Origin of the sequence: Micromonospora haikouensis (genome assembly GCF_900091595.1) — a bacterium.
Classification (GTDB): domain Bacteria; phylum Actinomycetota; class Actinomycetes; order Mycobacteriales; family Micromonosporaceae; genus Micromonospora; species Micromonospora haikouensis.
The window spans coordinates 1-15,995 of record NZ_FMCW01000061.1; the positions used below are offsets into that span (position 1 = coordinate 1).

Here is a 15,995-nt window from a genome sequence, read left to right on the forward strand (position 1 = left end):
CCGCTGGCGCACGCTACGCCACAGCACCGCCAGCCCACGCAGCCTCGGCGACATCGTCCGTGCCGCCCTCCACCTCACCCACTACGAACACCGATACCTACCGAATTCTTGTTGAGATCACGTCACTGCCGGTCCCTCTAGGTAATTCCTACCGATGCGATGTCGAGCCCCGCTACCGCATGGTCTCTGTGTCCGAGTTTCTGGAGGATCTGACGTGGGCTTTGCACGCAAACGGTTGGCCACGATCGTCGCGGCGACGACGGCGGCGACGCTGTTGTCCGCAGTCGAACCGATGACACCGGCGGTGGCGGCCCCGCAGGACCGGGTCACCGCGTCCTGGAACATGCAGGGCCAGAGCGACGGGACCGGGGGGCCTCCGGAGTCGCGGTGGCTGACCGGTGTGCAGCAGATGCTCAACCAGGAAGGGGTGCAGGTCGCCGCACTCCAGGAGGCGGGCAGCACACCGCCCGAACGGGCGGTGTGGACCGATCGTCGGTTCGCCGATGCCGGCATCACCGAGCATCTGTACAACATCGGCTCGGAAAGCCGCCCGGACCTGGTGCAGATCTACTGGGCCGACCCCGGTCAGCAACGCAACGGCCTGGCCATCGTCACCCGGGAGACGGTGAGCGACGCCGTGATCCTGCCGGTGGGCGGGCGGTTCAACTCGCGGCCGATGATGGGCGTCCAGATCGGCACCGACTGGTATTTCACCGCCCACGCGCTGTCCAACGGTGAGAACAGCGCCAACGACGCCGCCGACATCATCGAGACGGCGCGGCAGTTCATGGCTCGCCACCCCACCGGCGAATGGATGGTGCTCGCCGACTTCAACCAGAACCCGGCACGGATGCCGGCCGCGCTACAGAACCACATAGTCGCGGCGAACCAGCCCACCCACCAGGGCGGCCATGAGCTGGACTTCGCCTATGCCAGCAACGAGAACAACAACACCATCAACGCCGAGGTTCGCGGCGGAAACTCCGACCACGCGTACGTCCGTTACGTGGGGAACGCCGGCTGTGGCTCCGGCGGGGGCCTCGCGCCCCGGACGACCGCCGACCGGGACTGCTACGCCCCGGTCCCCGGCGACACGTACCGCTTCTTCGCCCGTCACATGGAGAACGCGGTGATCGCGTTGAAGACGAATGACGGCGTCGACATCGGACCGCACGTCAGGACGCCGCGCGGCAGCCTCGACGAGGCCATTCAGGTGCGCTTCAGCACGACTGGAGGCCAGTACCAGCTCGCCTGGCCGCAGGCCGACCCGGCGACCGAGCGGTGCCTGACCTGGGACACGAACTCCCGGAGCACCGGCAGCACCCTATGCTCGGAGCAGGCGGAGGTTTCGCGGTGGCAGTTCAAGGACGGGCAGATCTTCACGCCCGGGCTCAGCGGCTCCCTGCAACCCTCCGCAGACGCTCTCGGATCGCGGCTGATGGTCGCGCAGGACTTCTACCAGTGGCGACCCGAGCCCCGCAACGGCATCGGCCCGCGCTGGGACCCGATCGGGGAGTTCCGGGACGCCACCCCGGCCGGCTCGGAGACCCACTTCCCCGACCTCGACGGCGACGGCGACGCCGACCACGTCATCGTTCAGCCCGACGGTCGGATACCCGCGTGGCGCAACAACGGCCCCCGATCCACCTGGACCGCCCTCGGTGACATCAGCCCGCCGGACCGGGGTCTGCCCACTACGGTGCACTTCGGCGACCTCGACGGCGACGACCGGGACGACTACATCCGCTTGCTGGCCGCTGACGAGTCGCCTACCGGGATCCGGGCCATACGGGTGTCCCGCAACGAGTCCGACGCCGCGCAGATTCGATGGGGAGCACCCACCATCGTGGCCAACAACCTGCTCTACGAGAACCCGCGCTTCGTCGACATCGACGGCGACGGAGACGACGACCTGATCAACTCGGATCGGCTGAGCAACGCCAGCCTCTGGGAGAACCGGTCCCCGGGCCGGATGCCGGTGCCGGGAGACTGGCACTCGGTCAGCGGCTTCGCGACCCCCGCCGACAGCTACTACCAGACCTCGTTCTCGGATGTCACCGGTGACCGCCGGGCCGACGTGCTGCGCGTCGACTACCCCAGCGGCAAAGTGCTGGCCTGGGAGAACACCGGCGCACCGTGGAGCGCGACGACCGGCTGGCGGTCGCTGGGCCCGATCCGTGACGATGGCCCGTTCGCCGGCACCACCGGCCTGTTCGCCGACCTCGATGCCGACCTGATCGGCGACTTCGTCCTGGTCAACGCCGCCTCGGGTGGTCTCGACGGTTGGCTGCTGCCCCGCTACGGCAGCGCTGATCCCGGCCCGGGACAGCCCGGCCAGAGCGGCGGGCAGGACCTGCCGGCCGGAACGCTGCCGGCGTACGGGGGTGGGCCACCGCGACCGCAGCTCGACGGCCGGCTGTTGCAGAACAGCACGTTCACCGGCACGGACAAGCCGTGGTGGACCAACGCGGGGATGACGCCGAAACTGGAGGGCGGGACCTTCTGCGTGACCGCGCCCGCGTCCACCAACCCATGGGACGTCCTGGTGGGCCACAACAGCATCTACCTGCCCGGCGGCGCCACGTACACGCTGCGGTTCCGCGCCCGCACCAACACGGCGGCGAACCCGCTGATCTACCTCGCGCCCTTCGACAACCCGACGAACGTCACGTACCTGAACAAGGGCTTCACCACCGGCACCGCCTGGAAGGAGTACGAGTACAGCATCACCACGACCTACCCGGAGCCGTACCGGTTGGCCCAGCTCCAGTTCCGCCTCGGCAAGTCCACCGCGCCGTACGAGTTCTGCATGGACGACGTGACGCTCACCGGCGCCGAGTACGCGCACCGGGCCGACGCCGGGCCGGACATCAAGGTGAACCAACACGGCTACCTACCCAACGGGCCCAAACGGGCGACGTTGCTGTACGGCGCGTCCCAGGCGGTGCCGTGGACGCTGCGCCGGGCCGGCGGCGGCGCGACGGTGGCGACGGGCCGCACCACCCCGACCGGCTTCGACGCGTCGGCCAGCGCCATCACCCACGTCATCGACTTCAGCCACGTCACGACCACCGGCCGGTTCGAGCTGGTGTACGACGGCTGGGTCGACCGGCCCAGTCACCCGTTCGACATCCGCGCGGACCTGTACGACCGGCTGCGCACCGACGCGACCCGGTTCTTCTACACCAACCGCAGTGGGATCGCGATCGACGGGGGCATCGCCGGGGCCGCGTACGCCCGCCCGGCCGGGCACGTCGCCGACTCACCGAACGGTGGCGACACCCAGGTGCCCTGCCAGAAGCCGAAGTCGTTCCTGAACAACTGGACCTGCTCCTACCGGCTGGACGTCACCGGCGGCTGGTACGACGCCGGTGACCACGGCAAGTACGTCGTCAACGGTGGCATCGCCACGTACCAGCTCCTGTCGACGTGGGAACGCAACCGGCCGGCGGCGCTCGGCGACGGCACCCTGGCCGTGCCCGAACGCGGCAACGGGGTTCCGGACATCCTCGACGAGGCCCGCTGGAACCTCGACTTCATGCTGAAGATGCAGGTGCCCGACGGTCTCCCGCTGGCCGGCATGGTCCACCACAAGGTGCACGACGAGACCTGGACCGGGCCGCCGATGCTGCCGCACCAGGACAAGAAGCCCCGGGAACTGCACCGGCCATCGACCGCGGCCACCCTGAACCTGGCCGCCGTCGCCGCCCAGGCAGCGAGGATCTACCAGCCGTACGACGCCGGCTTCGCCGCCCGGCTGCGCGCGGCGGCCGAACGCGCGTACGCCGCGGCCCGGGCCAACCCGGCGCTCTTCGCACCGTACGAGGACCGCAGTGGCGGCGGTCCCTACAACGACGGGGACATCTCCGACGAGTTCTACTGGGCCGCCGCCGAGCTGTACCTGACCACCAGGGACACCACCTACCTCACCGCCGTCCGGGTCAGCCGGTTCCACACCGCCGGTACGGCGTTCAGCCAGAACGGCTTCTACTGGGGTTCGGTGGCCGCGTTGGCCCAACTCGACCTGGCGCGGTTCGGCACCGAGCTGAATGACCGTGAGCAGATCAAAGGGTGGGTGGTCGCCGCCGCGGACCGGTTGATCTCCTTCCAGAAGGCCGAGCGCTTCGGGCAGACCTACACTCCCACCACGGGACGCTACGACTGGGGCTCGAACGCGTCCATGCTGAACAACCAGGTCGTTCTCGCCACTGCCTACGACCTCACCGGCAACGCCAGGTACGCCGACGCCGTCTTCGAGGGCCTCGACTACCTGCTGGGCCGCAACGCCCTCGGGCAGTCGTACATCACCGGCTACGGCAGCAACGACGCGAAGAACCAGCACAGCCGGTGGTACGCGAAATCGTTCGACGCCCGACTGCCGAACCCGCCCGTGGGGTCGGTCGCCGGTGGGCCCAACTCCAGCCTCCAAGACCCGCTCTCGGCGAGTTGGCTATACGGGTGCGCCCCACAGCTCTGCTACGTCGATAATCTCGAAGCCTGGTCGGTCAACGAGATCACCATCAACTGGAACTCCGCACTGACCTGGGTGGCCGCGTTCGCGGCCGATGTGGCTGGCCGTCGATGACCGGGGGGCGCGGGACACGGATCTTCTCCCGGCCATTCGGGTCAACCGGTCCAGACGGCGCCCTGAGCGGAGTTGTCGGGTCGGGTTACCGCGTAGCCGCTGCCTTCGAGGAACGGGATGAACAACTCCGTCGCCCTGACCGGCTCGTGCCCCTCCCACCCGCCCCGAACCACCAGCGCCCTGCGCTGGGTCATCTCGCTCCCTCTCCCGGACCGTCGCCACCGGGCTGGCCGTTCCCGCCCCGGCGACGTGTTCGATGCCTGTGCTTCCACGCATCGAAAACCGCACCCACTCGCGCGCGGCGCCGGGCTACCTGGCCCGGGCCACCCACCGCAGCGCGCCGGCCAGATGCGCGCGGAACTCCGGTTCCGCGTAGGACTCGACCGTGTGGCCGAGCGCCGTGTAGAAGGACCGCCCGCCGCACCGCTCGTGGCACCAGGCGAGCGGGTGGTCACCGCCCATCGTGCCGCCCCGGTAGGTCGACTCGTCGGCCCGCAACAGCACCCGGGCGTCCGGGCGGGACCGGAAGTCGTACCACTCGTCGACCCGCTCCCAGGTGGTCGGCAGGTGGGCCGTCGCCGGGTGCCGGGGCTCGGCCACCGTGATCCTCGCGGGCTGGACCGGTGGGTGCCGGTCGAACCAGGCACCGACCAGTTCGCGGTAGAACGCCCACCCGTACTCGGTGGCCGCGGCCGAGTGCACGCCCAGGAAGCCGCCCCCGCCGCGCACGTACGCCTCGAACGCGGTCCGGCCGGCGTCGGTGAGCACGTCGCCGTTGGTGTTGAGGAAGACCACGGCGGCGAACCGGGCCAGGTTGTCGGGGGTGAAGGCGGCCGGGTCCTCGGTGTTCTCCGCTGCGTCGTGCAGCTCCCGCATCGTCCGCACCCCGGCGGGAATCGAGTCGTGCCGGAATCCGGTGGTGCGGGTGAACAGCAGGATCCTGGTCATCGGTGCAGCCAGTCGGTGATCAGACGGCTGGTGCGGTCGGGGTGTTCGAGGTGCAGGAAGTGGCCGGTGCCCGGCCACACCACCACCCGCGAGCCGGGCGGAGCGGGCTGGGCCGCCTCCCACCGGGCGGGCTCGGCCAGCGAGCGCAGGCACAACACCGGTTGGGTACGTCGGCGCAGGTACGCCTCGGTGGCCGGCCGGTGCCCGAACGCTCCCGGGTCGGTGTACAGGCCGGCGTAGCAGGCGGCGAGCACCGGGCCGGGGGTGGCGAGCATCTGCTCGGGCACCCCCGGCGGCAGCGGGACGGCCGGATCGAGCGCGGCCCGGGCGCCCCCGGCACGGATTCGGGCCAGGCGGTCGTGGAAGGAGGCCGCCTCCTCGTCGTCGGCGCCGTATGCGGGATCGATCACCACGAGGGCGGCGACCAGCGCCGGATGCTCGACGGCGAGGGCGGTGACGACCTGCGCGCCCATCGAGTGGCCGACGGCCACCACCGGCCCGATGCCCAGCCGGGTGAGCAGTCGGGCCAGGTCACCGGCGAGGTCGGGGGGCCGGTAGCCGTCCGGCGGCGCCGGGGACCGGCCGTGGCCACGCAGGTCCACGGCGACGGTGCGGTGCCCCGGGAACCGGATCGGGTCCCACACCCGCAGGTCGCCGCCCCATCCGTGGACGAGCAGCAGGGTCGGCTCCCCCGCCCCGGTGTCCCGGTGGTGCAGGGCGGGCAGGTCGCGTTCGGTGTCCGGCATCTTCGTCCGTCCGTGAGGTGACGTCGGTGAACTCGGTGGTGACGGTGCTCAGGCGTTCTTGGCCAGGTAGGCGTCGGCCTGCTTCTCCATCTCCGCCAGGAGCTTGTCCACCCCGGCCGCCGCCGCAGCCTTCTTGAGCTTGTCGAGCTGGGGGTCGACGTCGACCACGCCGTAGTACAGCGGGTTGGCGTACTGGGTGATGACGGTGGTCATCGCGGCGATCTGCTGCTCGACCGGCTTGTTGTCGGGGACGAACGACGCGAACGGGTCGACGGTGAAGTTGTCGTAGTCCTGGGCCCAGCTGAACACCCGCTCCTCGGATTCGGTCATGTAGGAGGCCTTGCGTTCGAGGCTGGCCCGCCAGGAGACCGCGTAGCCGGGGAAGCTGGAGTACTGGGTGAGCGCCTCGAAGCGGTCCTCGCCGACCGGCTTCCAGTCGGTGCCCTCGATGCCGTACTCGAGCAGGTCGTGGTTCTCCTTGACCGACACCCAGTCCTGGAGCCGCATGGCGTTGCCGACATTCCCCCCGTTGGCGTTGACCACGACGAGGTTGTCCGCCTGGAAGGTCTGGTTGGGCTTGGCGTTCAGGCCCTTGCCGTACGGGATGATGTCGGCGACCATCGCCCCCGGGACCGCCTTGGTCAGCGCCGGCATCACGTTGCTGGTCGTGCCGTCGGTCATCGCCCAGGTCGCCGCGTACTTGCCGGCCGCCCACTGGCTCTTGACGGTGTCCACGTCGGCGTTGGTGGCGTCCTTGTTGATGATGCCGTCGAGGTAGTAGCGACGGACGCGGCGCATCGCGTCGAGGACGCCGGGATCGTCCCAGAACGGCACCGGACGGCTGGCCCGGGTCTGGGCGGCGTCCTTGGCGAAGACGAAGAACATGCCCCGACCGGTGAACGCGCGGGCGATGGTGTGCGGATCCTGCCAGGACTGGACGTTGAACATTCCGGCCGGGTACGGCACCACGCCCAGGTATCCGCTGGCGGAGTTGTGCCCGTACGGGATGGTCCCGCCGCCGCGCTGCTTGACGGCGTAGAAGAACCGTTCGAGGGTGTCGTAGTCGGTGATCTCACCGAAGCCCAGCTTGTCGGCGAGGTCCTGCCGGACGGCGAAGTGCTGGCACCGGCCGGCGCTGTTGACCTGCGGGATCCCCCACAGCCTGCCGTCCCACCGGTTGGCCTTGATGAGCCGGTCGTCCAGGGTGGCACGCAGGTTCTGGTGCTTGTCGACCTCGGCGGTCAGGTCGGCGAGCGCACCGTCCTGCTGGAGCTGGGCCATGTTCAGCCAGAGCGCCTGCAGGGCGGTGTCGAACGTCTCGCCCGAGGTGAACTTGAGCAGGGCCTGCTGCTGGTAGTTCTGCCAGTTGATGAACTGCACGTCCAGGCTCAGCCCGGTGTCGGCCTTCAGCTTCTCGTTGACCTTCCGGCTGACCGCCTCCCAGCCGGGTGGCACGGTGCCGGGGACGAGGATCCGGACGGTGTCGGAACTCGCTGCGGAGTCGTCTCCGCAGCCGGCCATGGCGAGCAGCGCGGCGACGCCGGCCCCTCCGGTGAGGCCGAGGAAGCCTCGGCGGGTGAGCGGGTGGGACATGGGGCTTCTCCTTGGGGTGGGGGTGGGGGTGGGCCTCGGGGGGTCAGCCCTTCGTGGCGCCGAGGGTGAGGCCCTTGACGAAGTAGCGTTGGGCGAAGGGGTAGGCGAGGATGATCGGCCCGATGGTGACCACGGTGAGGGCCAGCCGCAGCTGGTAGACGGGCACCACCGGGGCGCTGCCGCCGGGCAGCACGGTCGCGTTGGTGACGTTGGCGATGAGGTTCTGCAGCAGCAGTTGCAGCGGGTACTTGTCCGGGTCCGAGATGAACAGGATCGCCATGAACCACTCGTTCCAGTAGGTCACGGCGTAGAACAGCGCGATCACGGCGAGGATGGGTTTGGCCAACGGCAGCACGATCCGGAAGAAGATCCGCAGTTCACCGGCCCCGTCGACGTGGGCGGACTCCATGATCTCGGTGGGGATCTGCTGGAAGAAGGCGACCGTGATGAACACCAGGAAGGGCATCATCAGGTGCGGCAGGATCACCGCGAACCAGCTGTCGCGCAGGTGCAGGACCTGTGTGACGAGCAGGTAGATCGGCACCAGGCCGCCACTGAACAGCATCGGCAGGTAGGTGAAGACGGTCAGCGGCCGGCTCACCGGCCGCAGCCGGCGGGCGATCACCCAGGCCAGGCCGGCGGTGCAGGCCACCGACAGCACCGTGCCGACCCCGGTGATGAACAGCGTCGCCAGGTACGCGCGGCCGATGGCCCGGCCGCTGAACAGCTGCGCGTACGCGTCGACCGAGAACGGGTCGGGCAGCAGGCTGTAGCCCCGCAGGGACAACACGCTCTCGTCGGTGAACGACCCGGCGACGATCATCCACAGCGGTACCAGACAGAACAGGGCGAAGAGAGTCACCGTCAGGTAGCTGACGACGGTGAACGGCTCGACGGTGCGGCGCCGGGCCGCCCTCGCGGGCGGCGCGGCGGGCGAGGTCGGGAGTTGGCTGGGCATGGTCGCGGTGCTCACAGCAGGCTGCTCTCTCGTGCGTACCGGCGTTGGATGATCAGGGCTGCGGTGACGAAGACCAGGCCGACGAGGCCCTGGAACAGGCCCACGGCGGCGGTGGTGCCGAAGTCGCCCAGGCTACGCAGGGCGCGGAACACGTAGGTGTCGATCACGTCGGTCGTCGAGAACAGCACCCCGTTGTCTCCGACGATCGCGTAGATGGTCGCGAAGTCGCCGTAGAAGATGCGGCCGATACCGAGCACGAGCAGGACCGCGGCGGTTGGCCGCAGCAGCGGCACCGTGATGGAGAAGGCCATCCGGGCACGGCTCGCGCCGTCGATGACACCGGCCTCGTACACGTCCGGGGAGATCGCGGTGATCGCCGCCAGGAAGATCACCGACAGGTAGCCGCCGAGCTGCCAGACCTTGACCACGGTCAGGATCCAGGGCCATGCTCCGGGTTCGGTGTACCAGCTGACCTCGGGCAGGTGCAGGACGCTGAGCGCGTCGTTGAGCGCACCGCCCTCGCCACCGACGCCGGCCAGCAGCACCTGGAGCATGACGCTGATGACGATCGGCGAGACGAAGTACGGGAAGAAGACCACCGACTGGGCGACCCGTTTGAACAGGTGCAACCGGATCTCGTTGAGCATGAGCGCCAGCAGCAGTCCCCAGGCCAGCGTGGCGGCCAGGAACAGCCCGTTGAGGAACAGGGTGTTGAAGACGATCCGTGGGGCGTCCCCGGTCTCGAAGAAGTACCGGAAGTTGGCCAGCCCGTTCCACGGGCTGCCGAAGATGCCCTCCCGGATGTTGAAGTCCTTGAAGGCGACCACCAGCCCCGCCATCGGCAGATAGGCGAAGACCGCGAAGTAGCAGACACCGGGGGCGGCGAGCAGGAGCAGGGCCCAGCGCCCGAGCCGCCCGCCCGGCGGGCGGCGGGGTGGGGGGGCGCTCACGACCGGGCCTCCGGGCCGGGGGTCCTCGGGTGCCGGCGGGCGCCGGAGGCATCCGGCACGGCCCCGGTCGGCGGCGGGTGGGCACCGGCGGTACGTCTGCGCAGCGGGGTCATCGGACGACTCCTTCGGCGGACTGGTGGGTCACGTCCCCTCAAGGGGTTGGCATTGCCGGCGTGGCCCGAGAGTCGAGTAGAAAACGTTCTCCAGAGGCTAGGACTCGAAGGCGGAGAAGGCAAGGGCTCGTTACGAGCACGTTGCCGGCCGGCTTGGCCGCTCGTCGCATCGCCGCACTTCCAGGCGTTCCACAGCAAGGGTGACGCTCGCCTTGACCGGACGCCCGCAGAGCCCATACCGTAGAGAACGATTTCCTGAGATAGCACGAGTGGGGGACCGTCCGTGACCAAACGCCCGACGGCGCTGTACGCCATGAGCCCGGTGCACCTGCCGCTGCTGTTCCCCACCCCCGTCCGGCGCCGGATCACCGCGCTCGTGGACATCGACGCCGACCTGGCGGTGGACCGGTTCGACGACCCGCGGGCCGCAGACCGGCTACGCGACCTCGAAGTGCTGATCACCGGCTGGGGGTGCCCCCCGCTGGACGACGCCTTCCTGGCCGCCGCGCCGAGGCTGCGCGCCGTCCTGCACGCTGCGGGCAGCATCAAGCCGCACGTCACGGACGGTGTGTGGGAACGCGGGATCACCGTCTGCTCGGCCGCCGAGGCGAACGCGACCCCGGTCGCCGAGTACACGACCGCGATGGTCCTGCTGGCCGGCAAGGGCGTGTTCGCCCTGCACGACCGCTACCACGCGGCACGCACGTTCACCGTGGCGCAGATCGCGCCCTCCGTCGGCAACTTCGGCCGCCGGGTGGGCATCGTCGGAGCCTCCCGCACCGGCCGTCAGGTGATCCGGCTGCTGCGCCGGCACGACCTACGGCTGTGTCTGTACGACCCCTACGCCACCGTGTCGGGCGTGCCGAACGTGCCGCTGGAGGAACTGCTGGCCAACAGCGACATCGTGAGCCTGCACGCGCCGGCCACACCGGAGACCCACCACCTGCTCGACCGTCGTCGCCTGGCGCTCCTGCGCGACGGCGCCGTCCTGATCAACACGGCCCGTGGGGTGCTGGTGGACACCCCGGCGCTGGTCGACGAGCTGACCACCGGCCGGATCTCGGCCGTCCTCGACGTCACCGACCCCGAGCCGCTGCCCGCCGACTCACCGCTGTTCGACCTGCCCAACGTGTTCCTCACTCCGCACGTGGCCGGCTCGCACGGCAACGAGTTGGCCCGGATGGGCAGCCACATCGCCGACGAGCTCGAGCGGCTGCTCACCGGGCGGCCCCTGCGCTACCAGGTCCGTCAGCACGAGCTGCTCCGGGCCGCATGATGGCCCGCCACGTCGGTCGGGCCCCGCACCGCCCTGCCGTAGCATCCAGCCATGCGACCTGGCGCCGGTGATTCCGACATGAGCCCACGAGCCACGGTCAAGGACGTCGCCGCCCGCGCCGGGGTGTCCCCGGCGACGGTCTCCCGGGTACTGGCCGGCGACTACCCGGTCTCGGCCGCCACGCGCGCCCGGGTCCAGCGCGCGGTCCGCGACCTGGACTACGTCGCCAACGCCCAGGCCCGCGCGCTCAAGGGCGCGGGCCCCGGCATGATCGCATTCGTCATGGAGGACGTCACCGGCCCCTCGTTCGCCTATGTCGCCAAGGGAGTCGAGCAGCAGGCCACCGCCGAGGGGCGGCTGTGCCTGATCTGCGTCACCGACGGTGATCCGGCCCGGGAGCTGACGGTCGTCGAGGCGATGCGAGAGCAGCGCGCCGAGGCGGTCATCCTGGTCGGCGGCGGGTTCCTCGACGAGGAACACCGGCAGCGCATGATCCATTTCGCGCACGCGCTGGACAAGGCGGGTTCCCGTCTCGTCCTGTGCGGGCGGCCGCCCCTCGGCGACGGCGTGCCGGCCACCGTCGTGGAGTACGACAACGAGGGTGGCGCCTACGCCATGACCAGCCACCTGCTGTCCCAGGGGCACCGCCGGATCGTCTACCTCGGCAACGTCCAGCCCAACCACACCACCAGCCTGGACCGCGTCAAGGGCTTCACCCGGGCACACGAGGCGTTCGGGGTGCCGCTCGACCCCACGCTGATCGTCCCCGGCGAGTTCAGCCAGGCGTTCGGCCAGGCGGCCACCCGACGGCTGCTCGGCCTGGGCGTCGACTTCACCGCCATCTTCGCCGCCACCGACATGGTCGCCGCCGGCGTGCTGCGGGCGCTCCGCGAGGCCGGGGTCCGCGTCCCGCAGGACGTCTCCGTCGTCGGCTACGACGACATTCCGCTGTCGGTCAACGTCACGCCGGCGCTCACCACGGTGCGGATCCCCACCGAGGAACTCGGCCGCACCGCGGTCCGGCTCGCCCTACGCCCCACCGAGCCGCAGCACGTCGTGCTGGGCACCCACATCGTGGTCCGCGAATCGGTCGCCCCGCTGGTCGCTCCCGGCCCCCTCGGCCCGGTCGCCGCCGCCGACCAGCGCGGCAGGTAGCCGTTCACCGGGCCAGGCACGGACATTCCCACGACGGCCACGGCCTGACCCGAGTCTCGTCAGCGGCATCGACTCCCCTGTCCTGGACGGGCGGCTCGCGCCCGTCCAGGACAGGTGGTGCTCAGGAGGCGGTGCACACCGGGGCCAGGCCGTTGGCGGACCCGGTGCCCTGGAAGCCGAACTCGGTGTACTGGCCGGCGTTCAGCCGCCGGTCCGGTGGCCACCCTCGACGAGCTCCACGTGCGGCCCGGGTCGCGCGGACAGCGGCACGGACACGCCCTGCCGGAGGCCGCCTGCCGGCTGGCCCGCGAACGCGGCGCCGGATCGTTGAAGACCACCGTCGACGGCGCGGACGTCGACGCCCGCCGCTTCTACGAGGCGCACGGCTTCACCAACGTCGAGCCCGGGGCACCCGAGCCGATGTTCTACTACTACCGCGACCTCGACTGATCCCATCGGATCCGGGGGTTGCCCTACCGGAGTTGGCGACGGCGACCGTGGCCGGCGGCGCAGGTCGTGACCTGCGCCGCCGGCTCACGGCGGAATCAGACGGCGGTGATGCTCCACTGGTTGTTGGTGCTGGTGTTCGGGGCCCACATGGCGACCGTGGACCCGGCGGTGGAACTACCCAGACCGTCCAGCGCCGTGCCGGTGCCCCGATTGATGATCTGGTAGCGGCCGTTGCCCACGCTGTTCAGCCGCCACTGCTGGTTGTTCCCACCGTTCCACGGCGCCTGCAGCGCGCTGGCCCCGTTCGCGGTGTTGCCCCAGCTGTCCACGACCATGCCGTTGGCCCGGTTCACGATCCGGTAGTAGCCGCCGCCGACGTCGACCAGCTGCCACTGCAGGTTGGTGCTGCTGACGTCGTTCCACTGCTTCACCACCGCACCCGAGGCGACGCTCCCCCCGCTGTCCAGCACCAGGCCGGTCGCCCCGTTGGCGATCTTCACGTACCCGGTGGGGGTGGGGCCGGAGCCGAGCGTCGGAATCTGGCCCGAGAAGGTCAGCTTCACCACGTACGCCAGGGCGCTGAACGGTGCCGTGGCCGACGGCATGGTCAGGTGCAGCCCGGAGCCGTCCTGGGTGCGGTTGGGCAGGTCGATGTACGTGCCGGCCGTCGTGCCGAGCAGCCGCGCCGAGGTCAGGGTGCTCAGGTTGATCCGGTTCGAGCCCAGCGTGGTGATGTTCAGGGTGGCGCCCGGCCAGCCGAGCACGGTGGCGTACAGGACGGTGTTGTCCTTGGTGCGGGTGAAGCGGATGTCCTGCCCGTTGCCCTCGCGGGGGGTCTGGAAGGAACCGCCGCCCATCTGGGTGGGGCCCTCGCCGTGCACGGACCAGGCGCGGGTGGAGTAGACCGCCTCCCCGAACCGCCGCAGGTGGTCGCCGAAGCCCTGCAGGATCGTGCGCTGCGCCGACGGGATGGTGCCGTCGGCCATCGGCGCGATGTTGAGCACCATCGTGCCGTTCTTGCTGATCCGGTCGATGAGCGCGTGCAGCAGCGACTTGGTGGAGTAGTAGCCGATGCCCTGGGTGTAGCACCAGCTGGAGCTGGAGACGCTGTCGTCGGTCAGCCAGTACGGGGTCTGGATGACCGCTGGGCCGCCGCGCTCGAAGTCGTAGACCTCACCGCGGTTGTTGAACCCGTCCTTGTACGTGGCGACGACGTCCTTGTTCCAGGAGACGGCCTTGTTGTAGTAGTACGACAGGAAGTTCAGCCGGTAGGACTCCGGAATCTTGGACAGGTCGAAGTCCTGGTAGATGATGTCCGGCTGGTAGCCGTCGATGACCTCGCGCAGCTTGTCGTACCAGAGCTGGTACTCGGGGGTGGAGCCGAGCTGGCCGTAGAGCTTCTTCAGGCTGGCGTCGGACTGGGCTGGCGCCCACTGGTAGTAGCCGGTGAAGTTGAACGCGTGGTGCAGCGATGCCCACAGCTTGAGTCCCTTGCCCCGGATCGCGTCCGCCTGCAACCGCAGCAGGTCGAGGCGGGGTCCCTTGGCGACGGAGTTCCACTCGTTGACCTGGCTGTTCCACATGGAGAAGCCGTCGTGGTGCTCGGCCACCGGGCCGGCGAACTTCGCCCCGGCGTCGACGAACAGCTGCGCCCACTCGTTGGGGTCCCAGTTGCCGCCGGCGGACTTGAGCTTCGGCGCGAACTGCACCCAGTTGCCGGCCTTGTCGTTGGCCCCGTTGATGAAGTTGTGGTACGGCCACACCGACGGGTCACCGTAGACGCTCTTGTGGTGGTTGTTCTCGCCGGAGCCGTTGTTGTACATGTTGCGCGGGTACCACTCGTTGGCGAACGCCGGGACGCTGTACACGCCCCAGTGGTAGTAGATGCCGAACTTGGCGTCCTGGAACCACTCGGGAGCCGGCGGGTGCTGGTCGACGGACGCCCAGGTGGGGGTGTAGCTCTGCGGCCCCTCGGTGGCCAGGGCCAGTCCCATCCGGGACAGCCCGGTGGCCGTGGCGATGCCGGTGAGCCCGACGGCGGTGAGCAGCCGTCGACGGCTCAGGTGCGGGGAGGTTAAATCCATTTTGGTGACATCCCTTCTCGTGGTTCGGAGCCGGAGCTCTGTGTGGCCGAAGGACGGTGGGGTCGGCAGCCGCCTTGCGGGCCCACCTCTGCTCGTTGCCTGCTGTGCACGTCGTGCGCGCGACCGGACCGTCGGTCGCTGGTCGGCGCGACCCGGGCCCCGGGGCCGCCGCTGCGCGCCCCTGGTGCGGGCACGCTCGGTCGCCCCGGGACGCGGCCGGAGGTGCCCAGCCGCCGGCGCGTACCCGGGCATGCGTTGTCTGCGTTCGCCGGGCGTCGTGGCCGTCTGCGGCCGGTGCAGGCGCGACGCCTGACTGAGGCGCCGTGGCTCCGGCCGACCGACTCGACAATGCCCTGTTACCGTTAACATGACCCCGGCCACCCCATGTAACAGGCGGATAAACGTCGGTGTCAATAGATGATTTCCGGCGAGGCCGCAGCACAGCCTTCGCGGGCCGACAGTGGGGCGTCGAGCCTCGCCGACCGGCGATCGTGACCTGCGACGCGACGCATCTTGCTCGACCTTCGTCGATACATGCGTTGACAGACGTGAATGCGAACGTCACGCTGGGTATCGACGTGAACGTTAAGATCACCGTCGCCCGGGAGGTGGCTCGATGAAGCGCGTCGGGTGGCACGCAGGGTCGCCCCGGTGGGGCCCGCGCAACCGGACGCACCCCGGCCGGCACGCGTGATCCGCGTACCGGCCGGGGTGCGGGCCGAGGTCGCCAGGCTCGTCAGGCGACCGGGACCGGTTCCCCGGCCACGGTCTCGGGCTGCGGCGCGGGGCTGCTCCGGCGGGCCTGGCGGCGTTCTCGGCGGCCCTCGACCATCGTGTAGAGGACCGGGATCAGGACCAGGGTGAGCAGGGTGGAGGTGACGAGGCCGCCGATGACGACGACGGCCAGCGGGGTGGAGATGAACCCGCCCTCACCGGTGATGCCCAGCGCCATCGGCAGGAGCGCGAAGATGGTCGCCAGGGCGGTCATCAGGATCGGGCGCAGCCGGCGCTGACCGCCCTCCACGACCGCCTCGGCGACGCTCATGCCCCGCTCGCGGTACTGGTTGACCAGGTCCATCAGCACGATGGCGTTGGTGACGACGATGCCGATCAGCATCAGGATGCCGATGAGCGCGG

At 69.9% G+C, this 15,995-nt stretch carries 12 protein-coding genes; 4 read left to right on the forward strand and 8 right to left on the reverse strand.

Annotation, left to right across the window (positions count from 1 at the left end; genetic code table 11):
• Positions 1-214 precede the first annotated feature (214 nt).
• Positions 215-4,585: a glycoside hydrolase family 9 protein gene (locus tag GA0070558_RS31950; RefSeq protein ID WP_176734478.1), complete on the forward strand. Its 4,371-nt coding sequence runs from the start codon at positions 215-217 to the stop codon at positions 4,583-4,585.
• Between the two features lie 41 nt (positions 4,586-4,626).
• On the opposite strand, the gene GA0070558_RS33735 is transcribed toward GA0070558_RS31950, so the two are convergent.
• The 6 genes from GA0070558_RS33735 to GA0070558_RS31975 form a co-directional block, all read right to left on the reverse strand.
• Positions 4,627-4,779, reverse strand: coding sequence for a hypothetical protein (locus GA0070558_RS33735; protein ID WP_176734477.1), 153 nt, complete (start codon positions 4,777-4,779; stop codon positions 4,627-4,629).
• Positions 4,780-4,894: 115 nt separating this feature from the next.
• Positions 4,895-5,533 carry a ThuA domain-containing protein gene (locus GA0070558_RS31955; RefSeq protein ID WP_043968218.1) on the reverse strand — a complete coding sequence of 213 codons (639 nt, stop codon included), beginning with the start codon at positions 5,531-5,533 and terminating at the stop codon, positions 4,895-4,897.
• Complete coding sequence (locus GA0070558_RS31960; RefSeq protein WP_091287075.1) at positions 5,530-6,279, reverse strand: alpha/beta fold hydrolase; 750 nt, start codon at positions 6,277-6,279, stop codon at positions 5,530-5,532. The genes GA0070558_RS31955 and GA0070558_RS31960 overlap by 4 nt, the downstream gene beginning before the upstream one ends.
• A 48-nt stretch (positions 6,280-6,327) precedes the next feature.
• On the reverse strand, positions 6,328-7,872 hold the full coding sequence (locus tag GA0070558_RS31965) for a DUF3502 domain-containing protein (protein WP_091287079.1): 1,545 nt from the start codon (positions 7,870-7,872) through the stop codon (positions 6,328-6,330).
• Positions 7,873-7,915: 43 nt separating this feature from the next.
• Positions 7,916-8,845 carry a carbohydrate ABC transporter permease gene (locus tag GA0070558_RS31970; RefSeq protein ID WP_091287082.1) on the reverse strand — a complete coding sequence of 310 codons (930 nt, stop codon included), beginning with the start codon at positions 8,843-8,845 and terminating at the stop codon, positions 7,916-7,918.
• Positions 8,842-9,780, reverse strand: a complete 939-nt coding sequence (locus GA0070558_RS31975; RefSeq protein WP_218107159.1) for an ABC transporter permease — start codon at positions 9,778-9,780, stop codon at positions 8,842-8,844. The genes GA0070558_RS31970 and GA0070558_RS31975 overlap by 4 nt, the downstream gene beginning before the upstream one ends.
• Positions 9,781-10,176: 396 nt before the next feature.
• On the opposite strand from GA0070558_RS31975, the gene GA0070558_RS31980 reads away from it, so the two are divergent.
• The 3 genes from GA0070558_RS31980 to GA0070558_RS31990 all read left to right on the forward strand — a co-directional run bounded on the left by GA0070558_RS31980 (position 10,177) and on the right by GA0070558_RS31990 (position 12,774).
• On the forward strand, positions 10,177-11,169 hold the full coding sequence (locus GA0070558_RS31980) for a hydroxyacid dehydrogenase (protein ID WP_091287086.1): 993 nt from the start codon (positions 10,177-10,179) through the stop codon (positions 11,167-11,169).
• Positions 11,170-11,247: 78 nt separating this feature from the next.
• Positions 11,248-12,324 carry a LacI family DNA-binding transcriptional regulator gene (locus GA0070558_RS31985; RefSeq protein ID WP_198956713.1) on the forward strand — a complete coding sequence of 359 codons (1,077 nt, stop codon included), beginning with the start codon at positions 11,248-11,250 and terminating at the stop codon, positions 12,322-12,324.
• 216 nt (positions 12,325-12,540) lie between these two features.
• The gene (locus GA0070558_RS31990; protein ID WP_218107160.1) at positions 12,541-12,774 is read left to right on the forward strand and encodes a GNAT family N-acetyltransferase; all 234 of its coding nucleotides are present in this window, start codon (positions 12,541-12,543) and stop codon (positions 12,772-12,774) included.
• Positions 12,775-12,869: 95 nt separating this feature from the next.
• Here the strand turns inward: GA0070558_RS31990 and GA0070558_RS31995 are convergent, their stop codons facing one another.
• Positions 12,870-14,858 carry an alpha-L-fucosidase gene (locus tag GA0070558_RS31995; RefSeq protein WP_091287096.1) on the reverse strand — a complete coding sequence of 663 codons (1,989 nt, stop codon included), beginning with the start codon at positions 14,856-14,858 and terminating at the stop codon, positions 12,870-12,872.
• Between the two features lie 736 nt (positions 14,859-15,594).
• Positions 15,595-15,995 (reverse strand): efflux RND transporter permease subunit (locus tag GA0070558_RS32000; RefSeq protein ID WP_141722405.1); only part of this gene is annotated, 401 nt, incomplete at its 5' end.

What these genes read in the sequence shown, in the direction of transcription:
- GA0070558_RS31955 (WP_043968218.1), bottom strand. Translation starts at nt 5,533, where the DNA reads ATGACCAGGATCCTGCTGTTCACCCGCACCACCGGATTCCGGCACGAC.
- GA0070558_RS31960 (WP_091287075.1), bottom strand. Translation starts at nt 6,279, where the DNA reads ATGCCGGACACCGAACGCGACCTGCCCGCCCTGCACCACCGGGACACC.
- GA0070558_RS33735 (WP_176734477.1), bottom strand. Translation starts at nt 4,779, where the DNA reads ATGACCCAGCGCAGGGCGCTGGTGGTTCGGGGCGGGTGGGAGGGGCAC.
- GA0070558_RS31995 (WP_091287096.1), bottom strand. Translation starts at nt 14,858, where the DNA reads ATGGATTTAACCTCCCCGCACCTGAGCCGTCGACGGCTGCTCACCGCC.
- GA0070558_RS31965 (WP_091287079.1), bottom strand. Translation starts at nt 7,872, where the DNA reads ATGTCCCACCCGCTCACCCGCCGAGGCTTCCTCGGCCTCACCGGAGGG.
- GA0070558_RS31985 (WP_198956713.1), top strand. Translation starts at nt 11,248, where the DNA reads ATGAGCCCACGAGCCACGGTCAAGGACGTCGCCGCCCGCGCCGGGGTG.